We start from the raw sequence: 21,327 nt of genomic DNA on the forward strand, positions 1-21,327 counted from the left end.
TAAATTTAGTCCATTATACTAATGTCATAGAATTAATTTAACGTTCCTTATGTATGAAAAAACAAATTTAGATTCATACAGCATAGAGGTGTTTGAATTGGTAAGTGACTTCTGAGGTGTTGGCGAGCCATCCGCAAGGAATATTAAGGGAGGGTCCTTTAATCTGAAAAATAAGAGGAGTTTTGAGACTGTCGATTAACTCATAATAATCCCCTATTTCACATACTTTTTTCATTAACTCATCACTTTTCCTCCATATCTAAGGTAAAATTAAGACAAATCTTATATATGGAGTGATCGTGATGGCTCATATTCAATATAAAACATTTGGTCAGTTGTCTTTCGCAGATTATGAAGTTTTCTCTTCAGTCCCTTCCCATCCTTTTTGGAGCCGAGTAGAACAAGTGATTGACTTTTCCTTTGCAGATGAACTCTGTGCATCCTTGTATTCCTCTAAAGGACAACGTCCTTATGCCCCTTCTCTTAAATTAAAGATTCATTTTGCTCAACGCTATCACAATTACTCTGATCGTGAAATGGAAGTGGCCATTCTTTATCATCTACATATAAAACGTTTTTTGGGAGTGCCCGTTGCTTTTAACGGTTTCGACCATAGTACCTTAGGGCTCGATCGAGATCGCATGGGTTCTGCCCTATTTGATGCGTGTCACCACCACATTCTTTCCCAAGCTTTAGACAAAGGGCTGTGGGGGAAAGAAGATGATCGTTGGCTTATTGATTCCTTTCATACGTATGCTAACATTGCCAAAGTAGGGTCGTATCGCTTAATCCAACAAGGAATCCTTCAAATTATTCATCACATCGAACGTACATATCCAAAGCTGTATACCTATCTTCAAAAGGATTGTGCACTCAAAAGCTTTATGAAGCCACTCTCGGATCAAATACCTGAAAAGCGACGATTGGTATTATTTAGTCGCCTGGTGGTGGAAGCCTATAGCCTGTTACATTGGCTAGAAAATGAAAAAGTAAAACCTATATTCTGGACATGGAAGAAATCAAAACAACAACTTCGTTGTTTGGAACTTCAAGCCATTCTCTATCAAATTTTACAGGAAAACACTAAATCAATTGATCAGGATAAGCACGAAGGGGCCGAACAGGGACAACCCCAGTACCAAGAATTATCAAAAAAAGAAAAACCAAAAGATCGAATTCGAAGTGCCTATGATCCAGAAATTCGGAGTGGATATAAATCGAAATCCTTGAAGTTTACCGGAGATAAAATCCAAGTCTTAGAGTCGAGGGAGAACGGATTAGTCTTGAATATTGAACCCATTCCAGGCAATGAGTGGGACGGAGAGCGTCTTGGTCCAATGGTGAAAGAAATGATAGGTAGTTACGGAATTGCACCGAAACAGCTCATAGGTGATACGGCCTATGGCACAGGTGAAAATCGTCAGAAAATACAAGGAATGAAAATTTTAATGACAGCTCCTATACAAAAATATAAAAATCCAACGGGGTTATTAGAAAGCGATTGGTTTGTTTATGATGCCAATTTGGATGAGGTCATCTGTCCTCAAGGGTATTCGACTTCTAAGAAAGTGCGAAATAACGTAAATCAAGGGAATCAATTCAAATTCGAAGCGAAAACTTGTCAAGTTTGTCCACTATTTGAACAATGTACAACCAATGAAAAAGGTCGTACCGTTTTTATCAGTGATTACTATGAAATAATGGAACAAGGAAAATCCTATAATTTAACTGAAGTTGGAAAAGATGCATTAAGGGATCGGTACGATGTGGAAAGAACGAATAATGAAGCAGCCAACCATCATGGACTCAGGAAACCAAGAACAAGAGGGAGAGAATCATTAAGGATAACATCTAAATTGACGGCAATGGTTATCAACTTGAAAATAATGGTGAAGAAATTAGCTGAACCTATAAAGCCTTTTTACCGTTATAAAAAATGCGAAAATCGGATAAAGGCCCCCGTCTGCCCAAATTAGGTAAATTAGGACAATATCGAAGGCCTTAAAAAGGGCAGAAAGCATTAAAATAGTGAAACTTTGTGAAAAAAACTCAATAAAAGCCAAGAAGTTTGTGAAATAAGGGATAGAAGTGAAATAAACTACAATAAATCGACAGTCTCATTTCTCCCCTTATCATTTCAACCGATTGTAGGGCTGATTCCCTCATTGCTCCGAGCAGAGGAGTGCCCACTATTTTATGGTTGGGTTGGCTAGAGACGACTCATGAATAAAAAGTAGCTTATAAAACAATCCTTCAAGCGAAAATAGGAGAAATAGGAGAAAAAGCACGAAGACCCCCACATCGGCTCTTCATGCTTTTTACTATACAAATTATATTGTGAGTTTAGTTGTGAAAGGTGTGACACGTGATTTTTTATAATCGCTCCCAGATTGCAGCAATTCCTTGCCCACCGCCAATACAAGCAGAAGACACACCATATTTTTTCCCTCTTCGCCCTAGCTCGTAAGCTAAAGCCAGGGTGATCCGTGCCCCTGAAGCTGCAAGTGGGTGACCTAATGCAACGGCACCACCATTGACATTCCCAATAGATAAGTCAAAACCTAGTTCCTTCTGACAGGCTAAATATTGAGCTGAAAACGCCTCATTTATTTCAACTAAATCGAGGTCACCGATTGTCATTCCTGCAAGTTTCAAAGCCTTTTGGATAGCGGGAACTGGCCCTATTCCCATGATTGTTGGATCCACTCCCACTACAGCATGGGATACTAACCGCGCAATTGGTTTTAATCCTCTTTTTTCGGCATATTCACCTGAAGCAATCATCACAGCAGCGCCACCATCATTGATTCCACTTGCATTTCCTGGTGTGACGACTCCATCTTCAGCAAATCGCGCCTTTAATTTACCTAGTTTTTCTACACTTGTTTCTCTTGGGTGTTCATCTGTATCTATTACTTTCCGTTCTCTCCCTACCTTTACCTCCACAGGCACAATCTCTTCTGAAAGATAACCTTTACTCATTGCAGCAAGGGCTCTTTCATGACTCGATAAGGCATGCTCATCCACTTCTTCACGAGTGATCTCATATTTTTTTGCCAGATTCTCAGCAGTATGTGCCATTTTGCAGTCGGCCGCAGAATCGTGAAATGACTCCCATAACCAGTCTTCCATCGGGGCAGCACCTAGTGGCAGGCCAGCACGTAAACCTCTGATGACATGTGGAACTTGAGTAAGATTTTCTGCTCCACCACATAAAACCACATTTGCTTCACCTGTCTGAATAAAACGAGATCCTGTTAAAATAGACTCAAGCCCTGATCCGCATAAACGATTGATCGTTAATGCTGGTACTTCGATTGGTAACCCCGATTTTAAACCTACATGCCTTGCAAAAACATGGGCGTCATTATGGGATTGCATGACATTTCCAAACACAACGTGGTCAATTTCATCTACTTCAACATTAGACCTTTTAATAGCTTCCTTAGCAGCAAAACTCCCTAATTCAGCAGACGTAGTATTTGAGAACGATCCACAATATTCACCAAAAGCCGTACGCGCTCCATCTATTAAGACAATATCTTTGGCATTCATATACTAACCACCTCTTCTTATAAATTTTTATTTGAGCCTATTTCAAAAATAAATGATTGCTGTTAAAAAAACATGATCGTCGATTGAAGCAGATGTCGTTGTAGCTGATTCATTTATTTAGGAAAGCTCACTTCTTACATTAATTATAAATTGATAGATTCGATAACATCACAATCATGATGTAGGAAAAAAGCTATCATTATTAGTTTTCACTGAAGGAATACTTCATTACGATTAGGGTATCCCAGCTAGGAGGCTCATGTCTCCCGCTCACCCGATTACAATAAAAACAAGCGACTAATAGATACTGGTCGCTTGTAAGTTGTGATATTAGTAATATTTCATTGAGTAAGATCAGCTTCTATATCAGTGGCACAGTTCATACCCCAATATTTCTAACCTTCACTGCGTGACCACTTCCCATTTACATCAAACTTTCTCTACCTTTAGTGGGACAGACACAGGTCCCCACTCTGGAAATGGTGTCATTTTCACTTCACCAGCAAGCTCTATGTTTTTTGTCCGCTCAAGAAGTTCTTTCAGTGTAATTCTTAGCATTAGCCGTGCAAGTGGCGCACCTGGACATTGGTGTGGTCCCATTCCAAATGCGATATGATCTTTGATATTTGGACGATTTAAGATGAATTTATCTCCGTTAGGGAAAACCTCTTCATCCCTATTGGCCGATGCAAACACCACAGCGATTGGTTCATCTTGTTTTATTTTACGGCCCCCTAACTCCACATCTTTGTTAGGTGTGCGGGCAAAACCTCGATACGGAGTAAATAATCGTAAATATTCTTCAATCGCTGCCGGAATTAAAGAAGGGTCTTTTCGCAACTGGTCCTGAATTTTTGGATTTTGAGCAAGGTGCACGGACATACTCCCAATAAATACAACAGGCGCAATCATTCCAACTACGATTAATTGTCTAATCGTCCCCAGGACCAATTCATCAGGTAAAGGCTCCCCTTTATAAGTTTTGGCCAAAAACGCACTAGTCACGTCTTCCGTAGGATCAAGTGGATTGTCTTTCCTCATCTGTATGATGGTTCTGGCAATATCATAAAGCTCTAAGCTCTTTTGCTGGATTGCTGGCTTATCTACCTTATTCAGCGCTTGTACATAGAGCTTCGTTACTTCACGAATTTCCATTGATAATTCCGTTGGCAAATTAAAAAACTTTGCAAAAACGTAACCTGGTAAGTGATGAGAAAAGTTAGTGCAAATGTCACCTCCACCAGCATCAATATAATCTTGCAATAACTGAACTGTCGTTTCCCTAACTAACGGTTCAATTTGAGACATTTTTTCATCTGTAAAAAACGGGTCTAGAGTCCTTCGATATGGAGTGTGTTCTGGTGGATCTAAATGTAGAGGAGGTCTCCTTCCTGTTGTAGACACTTTAGGAACGACATTTTGTACAGAAGTCACAAATGTTGCTGGCTCTTTTAACACGCTTACGATATCTTGATACTTAAAAAGTGCCCAAAATCCATCATATGCTTCACTATATGCCACAGGACATTTTTGTCTTAACTCTTTGTATTCTTCATGTGCACTCGCGAATGTTTCCTTTTTTACTGGGTCAAAATCACTTGATAAATTTTGCTCCTTACTTTCTGGTTGCAAAAACATATCGTTATTTCCTTCACTAAATGGGCACTTCATTTCACTGCCCTTATCGAGTGGATTGCCACCATCACTTTGATTATTCATATTTGATGTGTCATCTCCTTTATCATTACTTTCGCCTTCTGAACCAAACCATTGCAATCAAGTGCCAACACGAAAAATGTAAGCGTTTTATAAAAACTGTATGTGCAAAATTTCAGAATTGAGCAATAATAATGTGTCAATTTTAGTTTATTATGCCTTATCAGTACTTACAACCGTCATACATTAGTAAAAGTGCTTATCACTTTCATCAACTAGGTCGGAAACGCGGGGACGGTTCTCGCGTTCACGATTACATGAATTTTGTCGAATTCTATTTATTTCGCTTTTTTGTATCGTTTCACAATCTTTTTTTCACGTTCCCGCCCGTTTTTGTCCCATATTCACAAACAGAGGCAGACCTTATTCCCAAAGCGAAGAAAGGTCTGCCTCTATTTTTTCCATTCAACTAAATTGACCGACAACAATGTTTCCTACCTCTCTACATAATGAAAAGACTATATTGTCTCAAATTTACTTATATTATATGCCCGGGAACAGTTGATAAATTACGTTTTATAGTATCTTCTCTCTCAACGTAAATTTTATCTGCTATGCTCCTAACCTTTTCTGTTATCCAATGATATGTTAGAGTACCTTCTCTATAATCCGCTTCGCCGTACATATCAATTCTATTTTCCTCTCTTAAGTTTTCTACTTGTTTCATAAAAGCAACTTCACCTTTTGGATATACTGCGAATGTTTTACCTTTATTCTTTTTCACGATTGAAAATGCCGGTACATCACTAGGTCCGTCAGCGATATATATCATGTTTTCAAATGGAATTCTTCGAGAGTTGTGTGGCAATGTAACATTCACATCAATATCTTTATGTTTATTTGCCCCCTTGTTTATTTCAAACAATGCTTTTGTTTTCGATGTATTATCTAATGCATAAGCAACTTGTTTAATTTCTCTGACTTTAGTTTTAGCCGAATTATCATATTCTTTAACAACTAAATTAGATTTAATTGGTTCTTCGATAAATTCACATCCCCAGACATCATCAACAAAATCTATTATTTTAGATCCCTTTATCATTTCAACCAATCCTGTACTCACTATATAATGTTCAACTGTTATGTGATATTTTTTATACTTTTCATCATTTTCAATCATAGATTTGACTCTACTAAAAAAAGAAGGTAATCCCTCATAAAATTGAATTTCCTTACCTAAGTTTCTTAACATTTGATTATTTAAGTTAGGAAAAATCCCTTGCTCAACACATGTAAGAAAATGATTTAAATATACAGTGTCTTTATTAATTCTAATCCCTTTTTCCTGATATTTCCCTATCAAACTATTGTTTTCTTCCCAGAATTCTTTTTCATTAATATTATATTTATTAAAAATTGGTTTCTGCATATAATCCTTTGCTAATGTTTTATCAAAGTCCCATATTAGAGCGATAATATTCTGATCAAATGCTTTTCCCATAGTTTTCTCCACCTCGTTTTATTTTAATTTAAGAGAAAACGCAAAGCTCTTTTACAAGATAAATATCATTCGTACTATCAATAGTCTTCGCATAACCTAAAGGCTCATAAAACTTCAACAGTTGATCATTTTTTGCAGTTGTTACAAGCTCATCCAGGTTACCTTCTTCATCTAAAACGACTCTGTCAATAGTCCTCCATTCTAACATGATCTGCTTACCATAACCCTGGCCACGAATATTTTCATAAATCCTATAGCAATGCAAGATTACTACAAAACATTAGCAGTTTCTTCATTATATTCTTGTATTTTAAACACCTGCCCCTGTGCTAATGCAACTTCTCCGAATAATCTATTAAGACCAGAGGCAGTCTACTCTTCCTCTTCAAAATCTAAGTCATCCCTCCCCATAGTATTACAAAACTCATTGTCCTCTTTTACCGCTTCATTAAGGAATATCCGTACAGCATTCATTGTCTGATAATTATGTAATATTAATTCATCAGACTGATAATGAATTAGCGATGGAGGATAATGCTTTGCGGAAAAACAATTGAAATGTCCACTTCCAATGTCCTTTTCTAACTTCAGACGTTTTGATACAAATGAATGAGCTACATATTTTATAGCTTCTTCAACGACAGATCTGACTTCCAGTGTTATATCCCTTAAATTATTTCCCCCTTAGGACCGTGCAGTTTCGCATTTTCTGGTTGTTGTAATAATAGTACATATTAGCAAAACTATAAATATCTCACTATTTACTAGATTGGTTATATATTTTTAAACTCAAAATGTGTTGAATTACTTTTCTTCATTTTATCTGTTATACTATCACGAAAATCTTTATCGACAATCAATTTATGTATAAAATGCTTAAATCCCAAACCTTCCCCATGAACTTGATTGATCTTTTTAAGAACGTCCTGCGTAGTCATAGACTCATATTTTCTATTATCAGCACGAGTCGCTGTTAATGGTATACACTCATTATTTATAGTTAAACAACCGTGATTTGAAATGTAACAATAAACAGTTGACAATACATGTCCATTTTCAAATTCTACCTTTACATTTTTTAAATTGACAAGATCATAATTAACTCCAACTGATTCAGTTTTATTCATTATTTCTAACAACTCATTTGTTAAATAGGTTACCTTTAAATCTACTTTTGTCCCCTGACTAACTTGAAGAGTTGCTGGAGCTGCTCCATAACTTGTTATGTGTGCCGAATAAACGACATCGAAATCATATAGTTTAGCTTTTATAACTGGAATGATAGTATTCTCTTTATCTTTAAACTTTCTTGCTAATTGCTCCGGAGCACCGTTGGAACCAATTGCCAAAACTGGTGTATAATTTTTCTGTGAAAAATTTGGATATCCTTGTTTTCGCAAAAATTCATTAATATGTGCTTTTTCACTTCCAATCTCGATTAGAAGTTTCCTATCAATATTTAGAGTGGTATCGTCATAGTAAATAAATGAGTTTGACTTTTGCATATAAGGGTATGTTATTGCCCTATTATATTGTTCATTCATTTCCATATATATTTTCTACTCCTTATTTTATTCGAGCCCTAATATTCAACATTATCATCAAAACTGAGAAAACAATTGAAACAATAGGTGCTATTATAATCAAGCTGCTCATCCCAGGAAATACCTGAAACAAGGTCAAGACAGTTGTTAAGAATGTAATAGAAAATAACACTCCAAAATCACGCATTTCTTTAAAAAACAAATCACTTAGACTTCTTTTAACCTTAACAACATCTAGACTAGAAACGCCTAATTGTTCTCTGTCATGTTTGTCCATATATATTGGATGAATATCTGGTTCTACATTAAGTAATTGATCTGGATCAGGGAATCTTACATTCATTCCTTCATTGAGATCTTGTTTTTTATAAGCTTCTTTTCTCCTAGCTATAATACTATCATGTAATGTATATGTCTTTATTGATTTATTAACAAAGATATACTTGTTATTATCTTTATTTTTGTTTAATTTATAGTAATAAATCTTTTCTAAAATCCATGGTAATATTCCTCTTTTAGCTTTGTAATAATTATATTTATTAAAATAATGCTCTTTTATTTTAATGGTGCTCTCTACTACAACTTTACTTCCTGAGTGGGTTCCAAGAATTTCAATTGCTTCATCATCAATTCTACAAATTTGTTTTTCTAAATCGTTCACATCGGATTTTTGAACTCTTAATATCAAGTACCTCCTTCCAAAGATATAAGATAAGCGGTTCTTTATTTTATCAAATAAAGCTATTTTTAATGGGTAAATATTTATACTGTGTATTGAACCTAAATCCAATTCACTTTTAACTTTATCTCTAAATTCACTAACCCCCAGTGAATTCCTTATATTTTGATCTACCAAAATTGGAACTAATTCTATGTCCTTACCTTCTGTATGTTTTATATCAACATTAGTATCTATATTACTATCTTCGATGATACTGCAGTGAATTCGAATATCTTTTATATTACTCTTGTCTGACTTCTTCCCTTTTTTAAGCTCACTAATTACCTCAATAACAGCCATGTTTTTAATCTTAAGTTCTTCAATTTTCTCTTTAGTTAATGCAATGACATAATCGCCTTTAGATTGAATTCTGTGTTTCGTTTCAGTAGGTTTTATAATAAAATTCAATTTTTGTTTTTTATTACCATAATTATTCTTTTTGTTACTAGCCTCTCTTATATATTCTTTAGCTAGGTTCATCTTAATTCTCCCTATCTTGAAAAACGATTATCTTGTTACTAAACCTATGATCCAGTCTTTCATTAACTGGTTTGTACGCATCTCTATGAGACATATCAATTTTAATGTTTTTTGGATCTACAAAATGATACTCCTTCATTTTTTCACCATTGGTTAACCAAAAACATGGTTTCTCCCATTCCCACTGGGCATTCTTGTAATCCCATGCTTTGCAGAAAAGTGTCCCCTCTAATTCCATATTAAATGAGCAGTTATTACAACCACTAACTTTTCTCTCTTCTGAGAAGATAGGATATTTTTCCCACAATTGAATATAACCATGTTTTATTAAACTAGCAATGGCAGTGTATGGGTCATATCCGTCCAATATGATTGGGTTGTCACGATTTATAAAATTCAAATCCTCAGACCCACTCTCTAGACTATTTTGATTAGAAAGTAAACCATCATAGAAAATTCCTTTCGCATCATAAACAGTGACCCTTTGTTGATCCATCGATGAAGATAAAGCCATGTTCCTCAAATAATCCATAATCAGCATGAACCAAGTCGCAGGATCCTCACAATCTGTGTAATCATTGTGGAAAATTAAATCACACAAATAAAAAGGTGTAGCAGCCTCACCGATTTCTCCATTTGGTAACTTTACTACATAATCTAAAACAGGATCTTGTGTAGTCTCAATAAATCTTCTTTTCAATTGAATGGAATTCATCATGATCTCTCCTATTCCGTTAAATTAACAGAAATGATTTTTTCATACCACTTAATCTCCTTGTACCCAATAATCCAATTCAGATACCCCTTACACTTGATAGATTTTTAGCCTTAATCAAAGAATTTTAAAACTATAATAACCATATCAACATTTTAACAAATATTGTTAATATTTGGCGTATTTTATCAAAATGTTTGTTTTTTATTCATAAATTGTAAAATATAGTTATCCATTGTATTAGGGGAAAATCTTTTCAGTAAGCCATCGTTATACACACAAAAAAAAGACCCCCCCCAGCGAACCTGTAACATAGATTACAAATTCGGCGAATGAGAGCCGTCCTATCTTATTCCTTCCATGAATGAGAGCGAGCAGTCCTATTTCTTTCAATTTCGTTCATTTCTCTCGATTTCGTTCATTTTGTTCAAGTTCATATCAACCTTCCAGCGAGAACTGCACTTCAAATGCGTACCAGCACTAGCAACAGCAACAGCTCCACCAATCAGTACCGCTCTCACCTCGCTCCTCCACCAACCAGAATCAACTCCATCATCAGTCGTCTCCCCAGTCAATACATCACTATTCAAAAATACAAATGATAATGATTTCGGCACCCCTCATTAAAGCTGGCATGGCAGTTTGGACAGGCAGAGGCAGAACCAGATCTGCTATCCATATATTCGTTGATCGTTAATTCTGTTCCACACCCTCCGCAAAGAATAGCAACCTGATCCCTTTCGTCCATTCCCCATTGAATCGCCGGGTGATCTGCCATCTCCTCGTGACAGAGGTGACAAGGATAATAAGTATGACAGCATTTAAACTTTATAGCGATGATGTCCCTATCCGTATTATAATGAGCGCACCTTGTTTTTTCGTCTACTCGAACACCTCTAACATTTACTCCGTTAATTTGCATACTAGATACCACCTTTATTAAAAGGTTACCTCCCCGCTCACTATGAAACCTCGCTTTGTTACTGATCACATCGACCACCTGTTGCCCGCCTACCCATAGACAGACTACCCACACACGCCTTAAACGCCCCGACCACACAATTATATCTTTTCTACTTTGCTTTTTTAACACCTACAACTTCGTAATGATCCACTTCCATGTTTAATATATGCTCCGGTTTCGGCTTTCCACGGTTAGCTTTGTGTGTCGCAATATGCGCATCACTTTTTTCCCACTGTTTCCAGTAGTCCTCTGATTCCCACTTAATTAAGATGACTACTTCTTCCTCCCCACGCTTTACTTTTTTGACCAGGATCGATAAATCTACAAAGCCCTCTTGCTCTTCTATTATTCCCGGTTTGCTAAATCGCTCTACCACTTTATCTGAGCTTCCCTCAGTTACTGTTACTTTTCTTAATTGTACAAACATATTTGAACATCTCCATTCTATTTTTATAGTAAACGCAGGGACGATTCTTGCGTTCACGGTGCCGGATTTTGTCGAATTCTATTTATTCCACTTCTTTATATCGTTTCACAAAGTTTTTGTCACGTTCCCGCCCATTTTTATATCGTTTCACAGTCTTTTTATCACGTTTCACAAATTCACAAACAAGGGTCCAGACCAAAATCAGAGGTGCGATTCTACCGTATAAGCGTTACAAATAAACGCGGGGACGGTTCTCCCGTTTACAAAAACAAAAACACAAAAACGACGCCCACGCTCTACACATTCCTACCAAAATAGAAAAAGGCAAGATAGTCAGATGGCATACATTTCAGACTATCGTGGCCTTTTTCAGCTACTATCTACTATTACAATAATGACTGATTTGGCGAATGAGAACCGTCCCCATCGACCACCATCGACCATTACCGTGGAATAATCGGCAATATAATAGAAGAAGGGTGCATCTCATCATGATAAATTGTTTGATTGGCTACCTTCATCTCAGTGGTTACCCCAAGCTCTGCCCCCGTGTTTAAGTTACGATCATATTTAGGAAAGGCGCTAGACGCCACTTCGACCCGGATTTTATGACCTTTTTTAAAAACATGCGCAGTGTTCCAGCAATCCACCTCAAACTTATATATTTTCCCCGGTTCTAAAAGCTCCGGTGAATCCATTCCATTACGGAATCGCCCTCTAACCATACCGTCCGTTAACCTTTGGGCATACCCATTTGGCCAAACATCAATGAGTTTTACCATAAAATCAGTATCTAGTGCATCTGTAGAACCAAACAACTCAGCCTTCACTGGACCCGTAACTTCCACATCATCCGAAAGGGCAGCAGTTGTATAAACAAGCACATCATCGCGCCTTTCAACCGAAGAATAGTCGTCAGGACCACCAATTTGACTAGAAACCATTTCAGTAATGAATGGAACAGGATTAGCTGGATCATACAAGTATTGGTCAAAATCAGCTTTGCCCTTAGCCCCTTCTTCAGGAGTGACCCCAGAAGGCGCCTTTTCCAACAATACCCCATCGCCAAAACGACTATTTGCCTTTCCAATACTGTGAAAATAAAAACTGGTCCATTTTGTCCTAGCCAACGGCCAATTTGACTCTTGGCGCCACTCATTATCTCCCATAATAAAAATGTCGACTGGAGGCTCCTCATTCACACCATTTTCAATCCCTTTCAACCAGTGATCAAACCACCTCAGTTGGTATTGGTTCATATCGATTAACGCGCTTGGACCAAAATCAAGCTGGCCTATTTTCGTTGATCGGTTCAGTTGGTGCGGCCAAGGACCCATTAATAGCCTTTGATAAGGACGGGCATCCCTTTCCTTGTAGTCTTCACCGTTACCCTTCCCGTTCCCTCTCGTCATACCAATAAAGTTTAGGGGCGTACCAATTTGCTCATCATCGTACCAGCCTGATATATGTAAAACTGGTAGGTCGATCTGATCAAACTTGTCTTGATAACAAATATGCTTCCACCACTCATCTAAATAAGGATGACTAATTTCTTCCCGCCATTGTTCAGAGCGGCGGCCTGCTTTTTCATCCATATCAATAAAAGGTAAGTGCTCATAAACCTCATTCCAGTTCACAACATCCACATTTTGCATCACCCGCCCACTGGTCATGTACGTCCAGCAAATGTGTTGCGTATTCGGAAGCCCAGTCGGCCATTCAACGAAAGGATCAGACGGCGTAACCAACGGGACCATTGTTTTTAACGAAGGAGGGTGTGTCAATGCAGTCAGCCACTGGATCCTCCCCAAGTAGGAGCCACCAAGTGTTCCCACCTTGCCTGTTGACCACGGCTGTGCAGCCATCCACTCGATGGCATCGTAGCCGTCAATCCCATCATTTCGATAAGGGACAAATACACCATCCGAATCCCCGCGCCCCCTGACATCCATGTACATAACTGAATAGCCATTTTCGGCAAAAAAGCAGCCATTATTATGGATCACATCAGACGTTTTCCCATACGGGGTACGAACGATAATGCTCGGGAATGCCTCCTCCCCTTTCGGACGATAAATATCAGCAGACAACAACACACCATCTCGCATCGGAACTTTCACATCTCTCGTCACCTGAACTTCATACTTGTTTGATTCAGCCATTACCATTAAAATAGATTCCTCCCTCAAATGGATTGTGAGAACGATCGACTACGTTAATGTTACTTGGAAAACTATGAAACTTATGCGCCCCCTGTCAAATTAATAATTTAGTGGCGCACCTCTCACTTCCTTCAAGCATACATCGACTTCCAAATACAAAGCAACCAGTGAACGCAGGGACGGTTCTTCCGTTTTCGCTGTAACACAAGCTCTAAAATCCTCCCCCCACTCTCGTTATACACCTGTCACGTACATCAACCATAACCAGGACAAGAGGTCTACCTCCATATACCTACTACCACTTTTTACCATAGTAAAAATTCCCTATTCATACAGTGGTAACCTAGTATACGTTTGTGACTTTTTCACGAAATTTGAAAAAAAGTGAATTCCCATAATGACAACCATAGATTTACAGCTATAATATCTACTTAGTACCATATTTTGTATTTTTACTAGGCACTGTTAAAGGAGAATCGTGTTACATTTTTGCACGGTTGATTTCTTGTGACTACTGTACCAAACGCGATATTGGGTACTTACCACATAAACAAAGAATCAACATCAATTTTTACAGAACCATAAAAAAATGAATTTGGTACTAATTCAAACATTTAATCGAAATAGGGAAAGGGAGTATGGATTGTGAAAGTGGTCAGAAAAAAGATAGTTTCATTCATGATGGCAAGTGCTCTTGTCGTTTCTCCACTATTAAGCACACTATTCATTCCAACCAAGACTAGCGCAGAGGACATTATTGTCAACAATGAAGAGATTACTAGTGAGGAAGATCATGAAACAGAAAATGAAGAATCGGAGTCTCTAGATGATCTCCCAACTTCAGAGGAAAATGCTGAAGAAGTTGTAGAGGAAGAAGTTTCAGGTGATGAAGTAGCAGATGAACAAGAAGCACCTGAGGAAGATCCAATTGATGAGGAATCTCAAAATGAGGATCAAGCCGAGGATTCTACTGATGTTGAAAATGATAGTTTAACAGATTCTGAGACTGGAGAAGATGGAGACGGCAGCAGCGAAAACAACGGTGAAACTCCTCCTTCGACAGAGGACGATGGTTTAACCGTGGAAGAAGATAGTGATATCGAGGAAAACGGTAATGATGAAGGAACTAATGAGGAAGAGGAAGATGAGTATGATGAGTATTACTTTGAAGATAGAGTTATACCAACTACAATTGAATTGAACGATTCTACTATTAGCTTTGCTCAACCGTTATCCCTCGATGCAAGGACATTGGTGCTAGTAAACTTGGACAATCTTATGAATGATGAGGATTATAAGGTATATGAATCTCTTTTCGTCAGTGCAGATGATATGGCTAACATGGTAGAAACAGATTCTTATTTAATCCTTATGTTAGGTGAGGAAGTGTTTTATGACGACGATTTACTAGAAGAGGAATTGGATTCATGGTTTCACTTGTCCTTAATTATTCCTAGCTCTATTTTTAGCGGGGACGAGGATGTTCTCATTACTAAAAAATTTCTTGAATCCGGGGTTTCCGAGATGGAGAAAACAAAGGCTACTTTCCAACTGACTATTACAGAAGGGACTGAAACCATTCATTCATTCGATGAACCAATCTTAGTCGAGTCGTTATTAGTATCCGATCAAGAGATTACAAACTTAAAATACCATTATTATCAAGATGGATATTGGTACGACGAGAATCAAAATGGCCAGAGTTACACTGGATTTTACTGGGCAGGCGAATATTATGATTATATAGATGAGTCTATGTTTGATGAGGATGAGCTCGTTATATTTTTTGGTGGAATGGTCTATGGTAGTCTATATCATCCAGGTATTTTCGGCCTTGCTGAGGAAGGCGTATTAACCCTTGGCGACTGGACAGAACCAGAAAACCCTGAAGATAATGGAGATAATGAAGAGAATGAGGAGAATCCGTCTGGGGATGGTGACGATTCAGCTGGCAATCAGCCAGAAGAAGATCCAGCTGTAGATGAGGAAGACGATACAGAGACAGGGGAAACAGGAACTAATGAGGAAAGCGGTTCAAGCGGATCTAGCGGTTCAACAAATGAAGCTGCCACTCCTGTTAACTCAGGCTCTAATAATAATGACAATGGTGATTCAACGCTACCAAACACTGCAACAAATTCATATAATCAATTACTTATTGGATCCATTCTTATCCTTGTGGGTGGTGTGGTATTCTTTCTACCTAAGACAGTCAAACGCCGTCAGCGCCCTTACGTACTTTCGTAAACGCAGGGACGGTTCTTCCGTTCACACAAACTGAAGAACCACGAAATTTTAATATGTTTTGCATTAGCGGAGCATACTGAAAGTAATAGGCCCAGTTAGTCAGATGAGAATCAGACTAACTGGGCTTTTTGAGTGGAAGAATATGTATGCTTTAGTTTCCCCAAACACGCAAATTCCCCCTCCCCCTTCGGTCCACACACGTTTTTTCGGAAACGCGGGGAAACGCAGGGACGGTTCTTGCGTTCACGGCGCACTGGATTTTGTCGAATTCTATTTATTTCGCTTATTTTATAACGTTTCACAAACTTTTTTTACCGTTTTTGCCCAAAGTTGTATCATTTCACAAAATTTTTCTCACGTTTCACAAATTCACAAACAAAGGTCCTGTCCAAAATCAGAGGCACGGTCCCCCCCACCGTTCACAATGTATCGTGAACAACAGAACCGTCCCCATGTTCACCCCACCACCTCACTCACTTCCCATGTTTATCCCTTCACACAATAGGCAAAACTATATAAAAACTATTGGAGAGAAAGTTCTTATGTATCTATTATTAGTTTTGCTTGTTTATGTCGGATTCGCCTATTATTTCGTTGATTGGAAGAACTGGAAAGACTATTACCCCACCGTTCAGTACTTTATCATCTGCAACTTGTTATACAATTTCCTTTTTTACAATCACACGCTCTGGAAATATAATGCCATCACAACTGACTGGTTAAACCACACGTTCATCGACCTAGCATTTACCTTTTTTATCGTACCTATCGTTATTATGATTTATTTGAGATACTATCCGAACGGGGCAAAACAATATTTATATATAGGTATATGGATTGCTTACTTTTCATTTCTTGAATACCTTTTTTATAAAAAAGACATGTTCCTATACGACAATGGTTGGAATCCTTTATGGTCCACTGTCTTTAACATCATTCTATTTACGATGGTGAGACTCCATTTCAAACGGCCATTAATGGCACTTGTCGTATCCGTACCAGTCATTGCAATCCTATTAATGATGTTTCACCCACCACTCAACAGTCTAAAATAGAAGGTGATTTTTATGATAACTGACAATTTTTCAACACCTACCTTTCTAATACTATTACTAGCAACATACATATCAATGTGGATCTACCTATCCAAACATAAAAGCTAAACGCAGGGACGGTTCTTGTGTTCACAACCCTGCGTCGTTTCAATTTACACATGTGAAGTTGTGAAACGGGCAAATATATGTGTGAAACGGTTAAAACCGTTTGTGAATCGGGCAAAAAGTTTGTGAATCGGGTAAATAATCAGCATATAAAGGGAATTCGACAAAAATCACCAGCCGACCAACCACATACACACATTGTGAACGCAAGAACCGTCCCTGCGTTTTTTTACTTCTTATATATAACAAACTGTTATATAGTAAATATAAGCAGTACGAATTACGAAGGAGTTGTTTTTAATGAAACAATACGGGTTGCCTATCGTCACTTTAGTCATGAGTGTCCTTTATATTTTTTTCATTCCTAATGACCCCACCGCGCTGAAAGTAACCTTCAAGATTATACCCATGCTTTTAATTATCCTTTATGCTTATCAACAATTCCCGTCACCAAACAAAAACAACAGCAACAACAACGAGATCACCGACCTCACTAGCGACATCACCGCCGACACCGCTCCTAACACAAAAGACAAAAACACCAAGCTTCAGGCAAAACCTATCCTTTGGTTAGTACTTATTGGCCTTATTTTTTGCATGTTAGGAGATGGACTTCTAGAGGGTTGGTTCGTCATTGGACTTGCTGCTTTTCTTACAGGACATGTTTTTTACATCGCCGCTTTCATCACCAAATGGGAGTTTTCAAAGATTCGTATGCTCACGATCCTCCCCATTGGCGTCTACTCTTTCCTCATCGGAAGTGAGCTTATTTCTGCCTTGAGCCTCTCTGGAGATACTGAACTCATCGTCCCTGTTGCAGCTTATACACTTATCATTTCTCTCATGCTTTGGTTTGCTTTGATGACAAAAAATAAGTGGGCCGCTATCGGTAGTATTTTGTTTGTTGCTTCCGACTCGATTCTTGCATGGAATATGTTTGTTTCCAATATCAATCATTCTAGCATTTTGATTATGACAACATACTACGCAGCTCAATTCCTAATTGCCCATAGCCTCAAAAAGTTTTGAACACGGGGACGGTTCTTGCGTTCACGACCAACGCTGCGTCGTTTCAATTTACACATGTGAAATTGTGAAACGGGTAAAAATGTGTGTGAAACGGGTAAATTTGTGTGTGAAACGGGCAAAAAGTTTGTGAATCGGGCAAATAATCCGCATATAAAGGGGATTCGACAAAATTCGCAATCCAACCAGCCAACCAACCACACCCACCGTGAACGCAAGAACCGTCCCTCCGTTTACCTCCGTTCACGCCCTGAGCATTCCACTTGATTAATTTTAGTTACTATTATAAAGTTAGATTTATTCATTAAACCCGACTAAGTACATAAGGTTTATCGAACTTATATACATAGTCAGCCACACCGAAATGTCGGACACGAAACGAAACTACCTTCCTGTCCCACCAAAAAAAAAAACAAAACAACTAGGAGGAACGAACAATGTACAAAAAACTATTTTTATTTGTCGCAATTATTACTCTTCTTACTCTTGCAGCCTGTGGCAATGGAGACACAGACGCTTCGGGTGAAGCATCTGCATCTGAAACCATTAGAGTTGGATTTCAAAAAGGGAATTCCCTACATATCTTAAAGACTACTGGTTATTTAGATGAAGCCTTACAAGAGCAAGGAATTTCAGTAGAATGGCGCGAGCTTGCTACTGGTGGCGCACTACTTGAAGCACTAAACGCTGGTAGCATCGATTTCGGCCACGCAGCGGATGCAAATGCAGTTTTCTCCCAAGCAGCTGGTATGCCATTAGTCTATGTTGCTGCTGCATTACCAAATCCAGAGGGGCTTGGAATTATCGTTCATGGAGACGCAGAGTTTGAAACAGTTGCTGACCTAGCAGGAGAAAGAGTTGCTATCGGGCAAGGCTGGAACTCTCACTATCTATTATTAAAAGCTTTACAGGAAGTAGGATTATCAGAGGAAGATATTAATTTTGCTTATGTTTCCGATGCATCGGAAGGGCGTGCAGCATTCGAATCAGGAGAAGTTTCTGCACTCGGATTTTGGGACCCATTCCTGGCTGCACTTGAGCTAGATATAGACGCTAGAATTTTGTTAGATGGAGAAGGTTTCACAAATAACCGCACCTACTACTTTGCATCAGAGGACTTTGCAAACGAAAATAGTGAGTTAGTAAGTACGATCTTAACAGAGCTAGCCCGTTCTGATGAGTGGGCGAATGAAAACAAAGATGAGCTTGCAGATGTGCTTGCTGCAGAACTTGGGATTGAGCTTGATCCAGTGCAACGTCAAGTGAATCGCAAAACTTATGGGGTAGAAAAAATTGATTCGAATATTACTGCAGAGCAGCAGGATATTGCTGATGTCTTTTTCCAAGAAGGGCTGATTGATGAGGAAATAACGGTAGCCGACATGGTAACGGAAGATCCTGAATGGATTCCTGAGGATTGGAATTAAGGTCACGATTATGAAAAAAATCCAGTCTTCCATACTATACGCAAGCTTGCCTTGGATTCTACCCGTTACATTATTGATATGCTGGCAAATATTTTCTACCTATGAAATTATATCATCTCGATTTTTCCCACCTCCGACTGCGATTATTACGACAGGCATTAGCCTACTGCAGTCAGGTGAACTTTACTATCATATGATGATAAGTACGTACCGCGCCCTTCTCGGATTACTGATTGGGGGTGGAATTGGCTTCCTATTAGGACTTATCAATGGACTTTTTCCGCTCACGGGAAGGTTGTTCGATTCAACCATACAAATGATTCGTAACATCCCACACTTGGCTTTAATTCCTATCGTCATTATATGGTTTGGAATTGATGAGACAGCTAAGATATTTCTCGTATCGTTAGGGGTCCTCTTCCCTATCTATGTGAATACGTATCACGGGATTCGCACGGTAGATAAAGGTTACATTGAAATGGGGAAAGTTTACGGCTTAAATCCGATGGAGCTGTTTACCCGAATCATTTTACCAGGCGCACTCCCTTCCATTTTTGTCGGACTAAGGTATTCTTTAGGTCTCATGTGGCTGACTCTGATTGTTGCTGAGACCATTGCTTCCGATTCTGGAATTGGCTACATGGCGATGAATGCACGTGAGTTTATGAGAACCGATGTCATCATCCTAAGTATTATCATTTATGCCTTACTTGGAAAACTTGCTGATGTGATCGCGAAGGTCATTGAGGCGAAAACTTTAAAATGGCATCCAAGCTATATGAAAATACCGAAAAAATAAAGGGTGGTGAAAAGGTTGAGTAATCAAGGAATTCATATACAAGTATCAGAGTTAAATAAATCCTTCGGGACAGAACAAGTATTGACTGATCTCGATTTAACAGCGAAACAAGGAGAGTTTATATCGATTGTAGGGCGTAGTGGTTGTGGAAAAAGCACATTTCTCCGCTTGCTCGCAGGTCTAGAGAAACCAACAACTGGTGAAATATTGATTGGTGATGAAAAAATAGTAGGAATCAGAAATGAAGTTCGAGTCATGTTTCAGGAAGCCCGTTTACTTCCATGGTTAACTGTCCTAGAAAACGTAGTTGTGGGGCTTTCTAAAACGAAGCAAAAGAAGGATAAAAAGGAGCTACGTGCACTTGCTGCAGAAATGCTAGAACAAGTTGGTTTAAAAGGAAAAGAGAATGAATGGCCTAGTGTCCTGTCTGGAGGACAAAAGCAGCGAGTCGCCTTGGCCCGCGCATTAATTAGTAAGCCTAAACTCCTCTTACTGGACGAACCATTAGGTGCACTCGATGCCTTTACAAGACTTGAAATGCACCAACTCATTCAAAAACTATGGAAGGAACAAGGCTTCACCGCCTTCCTTGTCACTCATGACGTATCTGAAGCGATCGCCCTCGCAGACAGAGTTGTCCTGTTAGAACGAGGAAACATCGCCATGGACCTTACTGTTCCAATGGAACGCCCAAGGGGTAGAGACGATCACGACGTAACAGAACTAGAACAAAAAGTAATCGACCGCGTTATGCAAAAAACCTAAACATGGTTGCGGTAAACATGGGGACGGTTCTGCCGTTCACGGGTAAACACAGGGACGGTTCTGCCGTTCACGACGCTGCGCCGTTTCTATTTACACATGTGAAATTGTGAAACGGGTAAAAATGTGTGCGAAACGGGCAAAAAGTTTGTGAATCGGGTAAAACCGTGTGGGAATCGGG

At 38.6% G+C, this 21,327-nt stretch carries 18 protein-coding genes; 7 read left to right on the forward strand and 11 right to left on the reverse strand.

Going from position 1 to position 21,327, the window contains the following annotated elements; genetic code table 11:
• The first annotated feature begins 302 nt into the window (after nucleotides 1–302).
• Nucleotides 303–1,976 carry a transposase gene (locus BW724_RS19380; RefSeq protein ID WP_088073754.1) on the forward strand — a complete coding sequence of 558 codons (1,674 nt, stop codon included), beginning with the start codon at nucleotides 303–305 and terminating at the stop codon, nucleotides 1,974–1,976.
• A gap of 397 nt (nucleotides 1,977–2,373) precedes the next feature.
• Here the strand turns inward: BW724_RS19380 and BW724_RS19385 are convergent, their stop codons facing one another.
• The 11 genes from BW724_RS19385 to BW724_RS19435 all read right to left on the reverse strand — a co-directional run bounded on the left by BW724_RS19385 (nucleotide 2,374) and on the right by BW724_RS19435 (nucleotide 13,731).
• A complete protein-coding gene (locus BW724_RS19385) occupies nucleotides 2,374–3,555 on the reverse strand; it encodes an acetyl-CoA C-acetyltransferase (protein WP_088076771.1) in 1,182 nt (393 codons plus the stop codon).
• A 429-nt stretch (nucleotides 3,556–3,984) separates the two neighbouring features.
• Entirely contained in the window at nucleotides 3,985–5,274 is a 1,290-nt protein-coding gene (locus BW724_RS19390) for a cytochrome P450 (protein ID WP_235849022.1), read from the reverse strand.
• Between the two features lie 475 nt (nucleotides 5,275–5,749).
• Nucleotides 5,750–6,712 carry a haloacid dehalogenase-like hydrolase gene (locus BW724_RS19395; protein ID WP_088076772.1) on the reverse strand — a complete coding sequence of 321 codons (963 nt, stop codon included), beginning with the start codon at nucleotides 6,710–6,712 and terminating at the stop codon, nucleotides 5,750–5,752.
• Nucleotides 6,713–6,740: 28 nt separating this feature from the next.
• Nucleotides 6,741–6,920, reverse strand: a complete 180-nt coding sequence (locus BW724_RS19400; RefSeq protein WP_088076773.1) for a hypothetical protein — start codon at nucleotides 6,918–6,920, stop codon at nucleotides 6,741–6,743.
• A gap of 565 nt (nucleotides 6,921–7,485) precedes the next feature.
• Nucleotides 7,486–8,262 carry a hypothetical protein gene (locus tag BW724_RS19405; protein ID WP_088076774.1) on the reverse strand — a complete coding sequence of 259 codons (777 nt, stop codon included), beginning with the start codon at nucleotides 8,260–8,262 and terminating at the stop codon, nucleotides 7,486–7,488.
• 16 nt (nucleotides 8,263–8,278) lie between these two features.
• The gene (locus BW724_RS19410) at nucleotides 8,279–9,457 is read right to left on the reverse strand and encodes a hypothetical protein (protein ID WP_088076775.1); all 1,179 of its coding nucleotides are present in this window, start codon (nucleotides 9,455–9,457) and stop codon (nucleotides 8,279–8,281) included.
• A 1-nt stretch (nucleotide 9,458) separates the two neighbouring features.
• A complete protein-coding gene (locus tag BW724_RS19415; protein ID WP_088076776.1) occupies nucleotides 9,459–10,172 on the reverse strand; it encodes a hypothetical protein in 714 nt (237 codons plus the stop codon).
• 389 nt (nucleotides 10,173–10,561) lie between these two features.
• Entirely contained in the window at nucleotides 10,562–10,693 is a 132-nt protein-coding gene (locus BW724_RS24335) for a hypothetical protein (RefSeq protein WP_268876162.1), read from the reverse strand.
• A gap of 65 nt (nucleotides 10,694–10,758) precedes the next feature.
• On the reverse strand, nucleotides 10,759–11,094 hold the full coding sequence (locus BW724_RS19425; RefSeq protein WP_088076778.1) for a CHY zinc finger protein: 336 nt from the start codon (nucleotides 11,092–11,094) through the stop codon (nucleotides 10,759–10,761).
• Between the two features lie 151 nt (nucleotides 11,095–11,245).
• The gene (locus tag BW724_RS19430; protein ID WP_088076779.1) at nucleotides 11,246–11,563 is read right to left on the reverse strand and encodes an antibiotic biosynthesis monooxygenase family protein; all 318 of its coding nucleotides are present in this window, start codon (nucleotides 11,561–11,563) and stop codon (nucleotides 11,246–11,248) included.
• Nucleotides 11,564–12,006: 443 nt separating this feature from the next.
• On the reverse strand, nucleotides 12,007–13,731 hold the full coding sequence (locus tag BW724_RS19435; protein WP_235849023.1) for a CocE/NonD family hydrolase: 1,725 nt from the start codon (nucleotides 13,729–13,731) through the stop codon (nucleotides 12,007–12,009).
• 639 nt (nucleotides 13,732–14,370) lie between these two features.
• Here BW724_RS19435 and BW724_RS19440 point away from each other — a divergent pair.
• From BW724_RS19440 to BW724_RS19465, 6 genes are all read left to right on the forward strand, one after another.
• A complete protein-coding gene (locus BW724_RS19440; protein ID WP_088076780.1) occupies nucleotides 14,371–15,972 on the forward strand; it encodes an LPXTG cell wall anchor domain-containing protein in 1,602 nt (533 codons plus the stop codon).
• 542 nt (nucleotides 15,973–16,514) lie between these two features.
• The gene (locus tag BW724_RS19445; RefSeq protein WP_088076781.1) at nucleotides 16,515–17,027 is read left to right on the forward strand and encodes a CBO0543 family protein; all 513 of its coding nucleotides are present in this window, start codon (nucleotides 16,515–16,517) and stop codon (nucleotides 17,025–17,027) included.
• Nucleotides 17,028–17,432: 405 nt separating this feature from the next.
• On the forward strand, nucleotides 17,433–18,161 hold the full coding sequence (locus tag BW724_RS19450) for a lysoplasmalogenase (protein WP_140355019.1): 729 nt from the start codon (nucleotides 17,433–17,435) through the stop codon (nucleotides 18,159–18,161).
• A gap of 434 nt (nucleotides 18,162–18,595) precedes the next feature.
• Nucleotides 18,596–19,585, forward strand: a complete 990-nt coding sequence (locus tag BW724_RS19455; protein ID WP_088076782.1) for an aliphatic sulfonate ABC transporter substrate-binding protein — start codon at nucleotides 18,596–18,598, stop codon at nucleotides 19,583–19,585.
• A gap of 10 nt (nucleotides 19,586–19,595) precedes the next feature.
• Nucleotides 19,596–20,384, forward strand: coding sequence for an aliphatic sulfonate ABC transporter permease SsuC (ssuC, locus tag BW724_RS19460; protein ID WP_088076783.1), 789 nt, complete (start codon nucleotides 19,596–19,598; stop codon nucleotides 20,382–20,384).
• A 15-nt stretch (nucleotides 20,385–20,399) separates the two neighbouring features.
• The gene (locus BW724_RS19465; protein ID WP_176371481.1) at nucleotides 20,400–21,149 is read left to right on the forward strand and encodes an ABC transporter ATP-binding protein; all 750 of its coding nucleotides are present in this window, start codon (nucleotides 20,400–20,402) and stop codon (nucleotides 21,147–21,149) included.
• Nucleotides 21,150–21,327 lie beyond the last annotated feature (178 nt).

Origin of the sequence: Litchfieldia alkalitelluris (assembly GCF_002153425.1) — a bacterium.
GTDB lineage: Bacteria > Bacillota > Bacilli > Bacillales > Salisediminibacteriaceae > Evansella > Evansella alkalicola.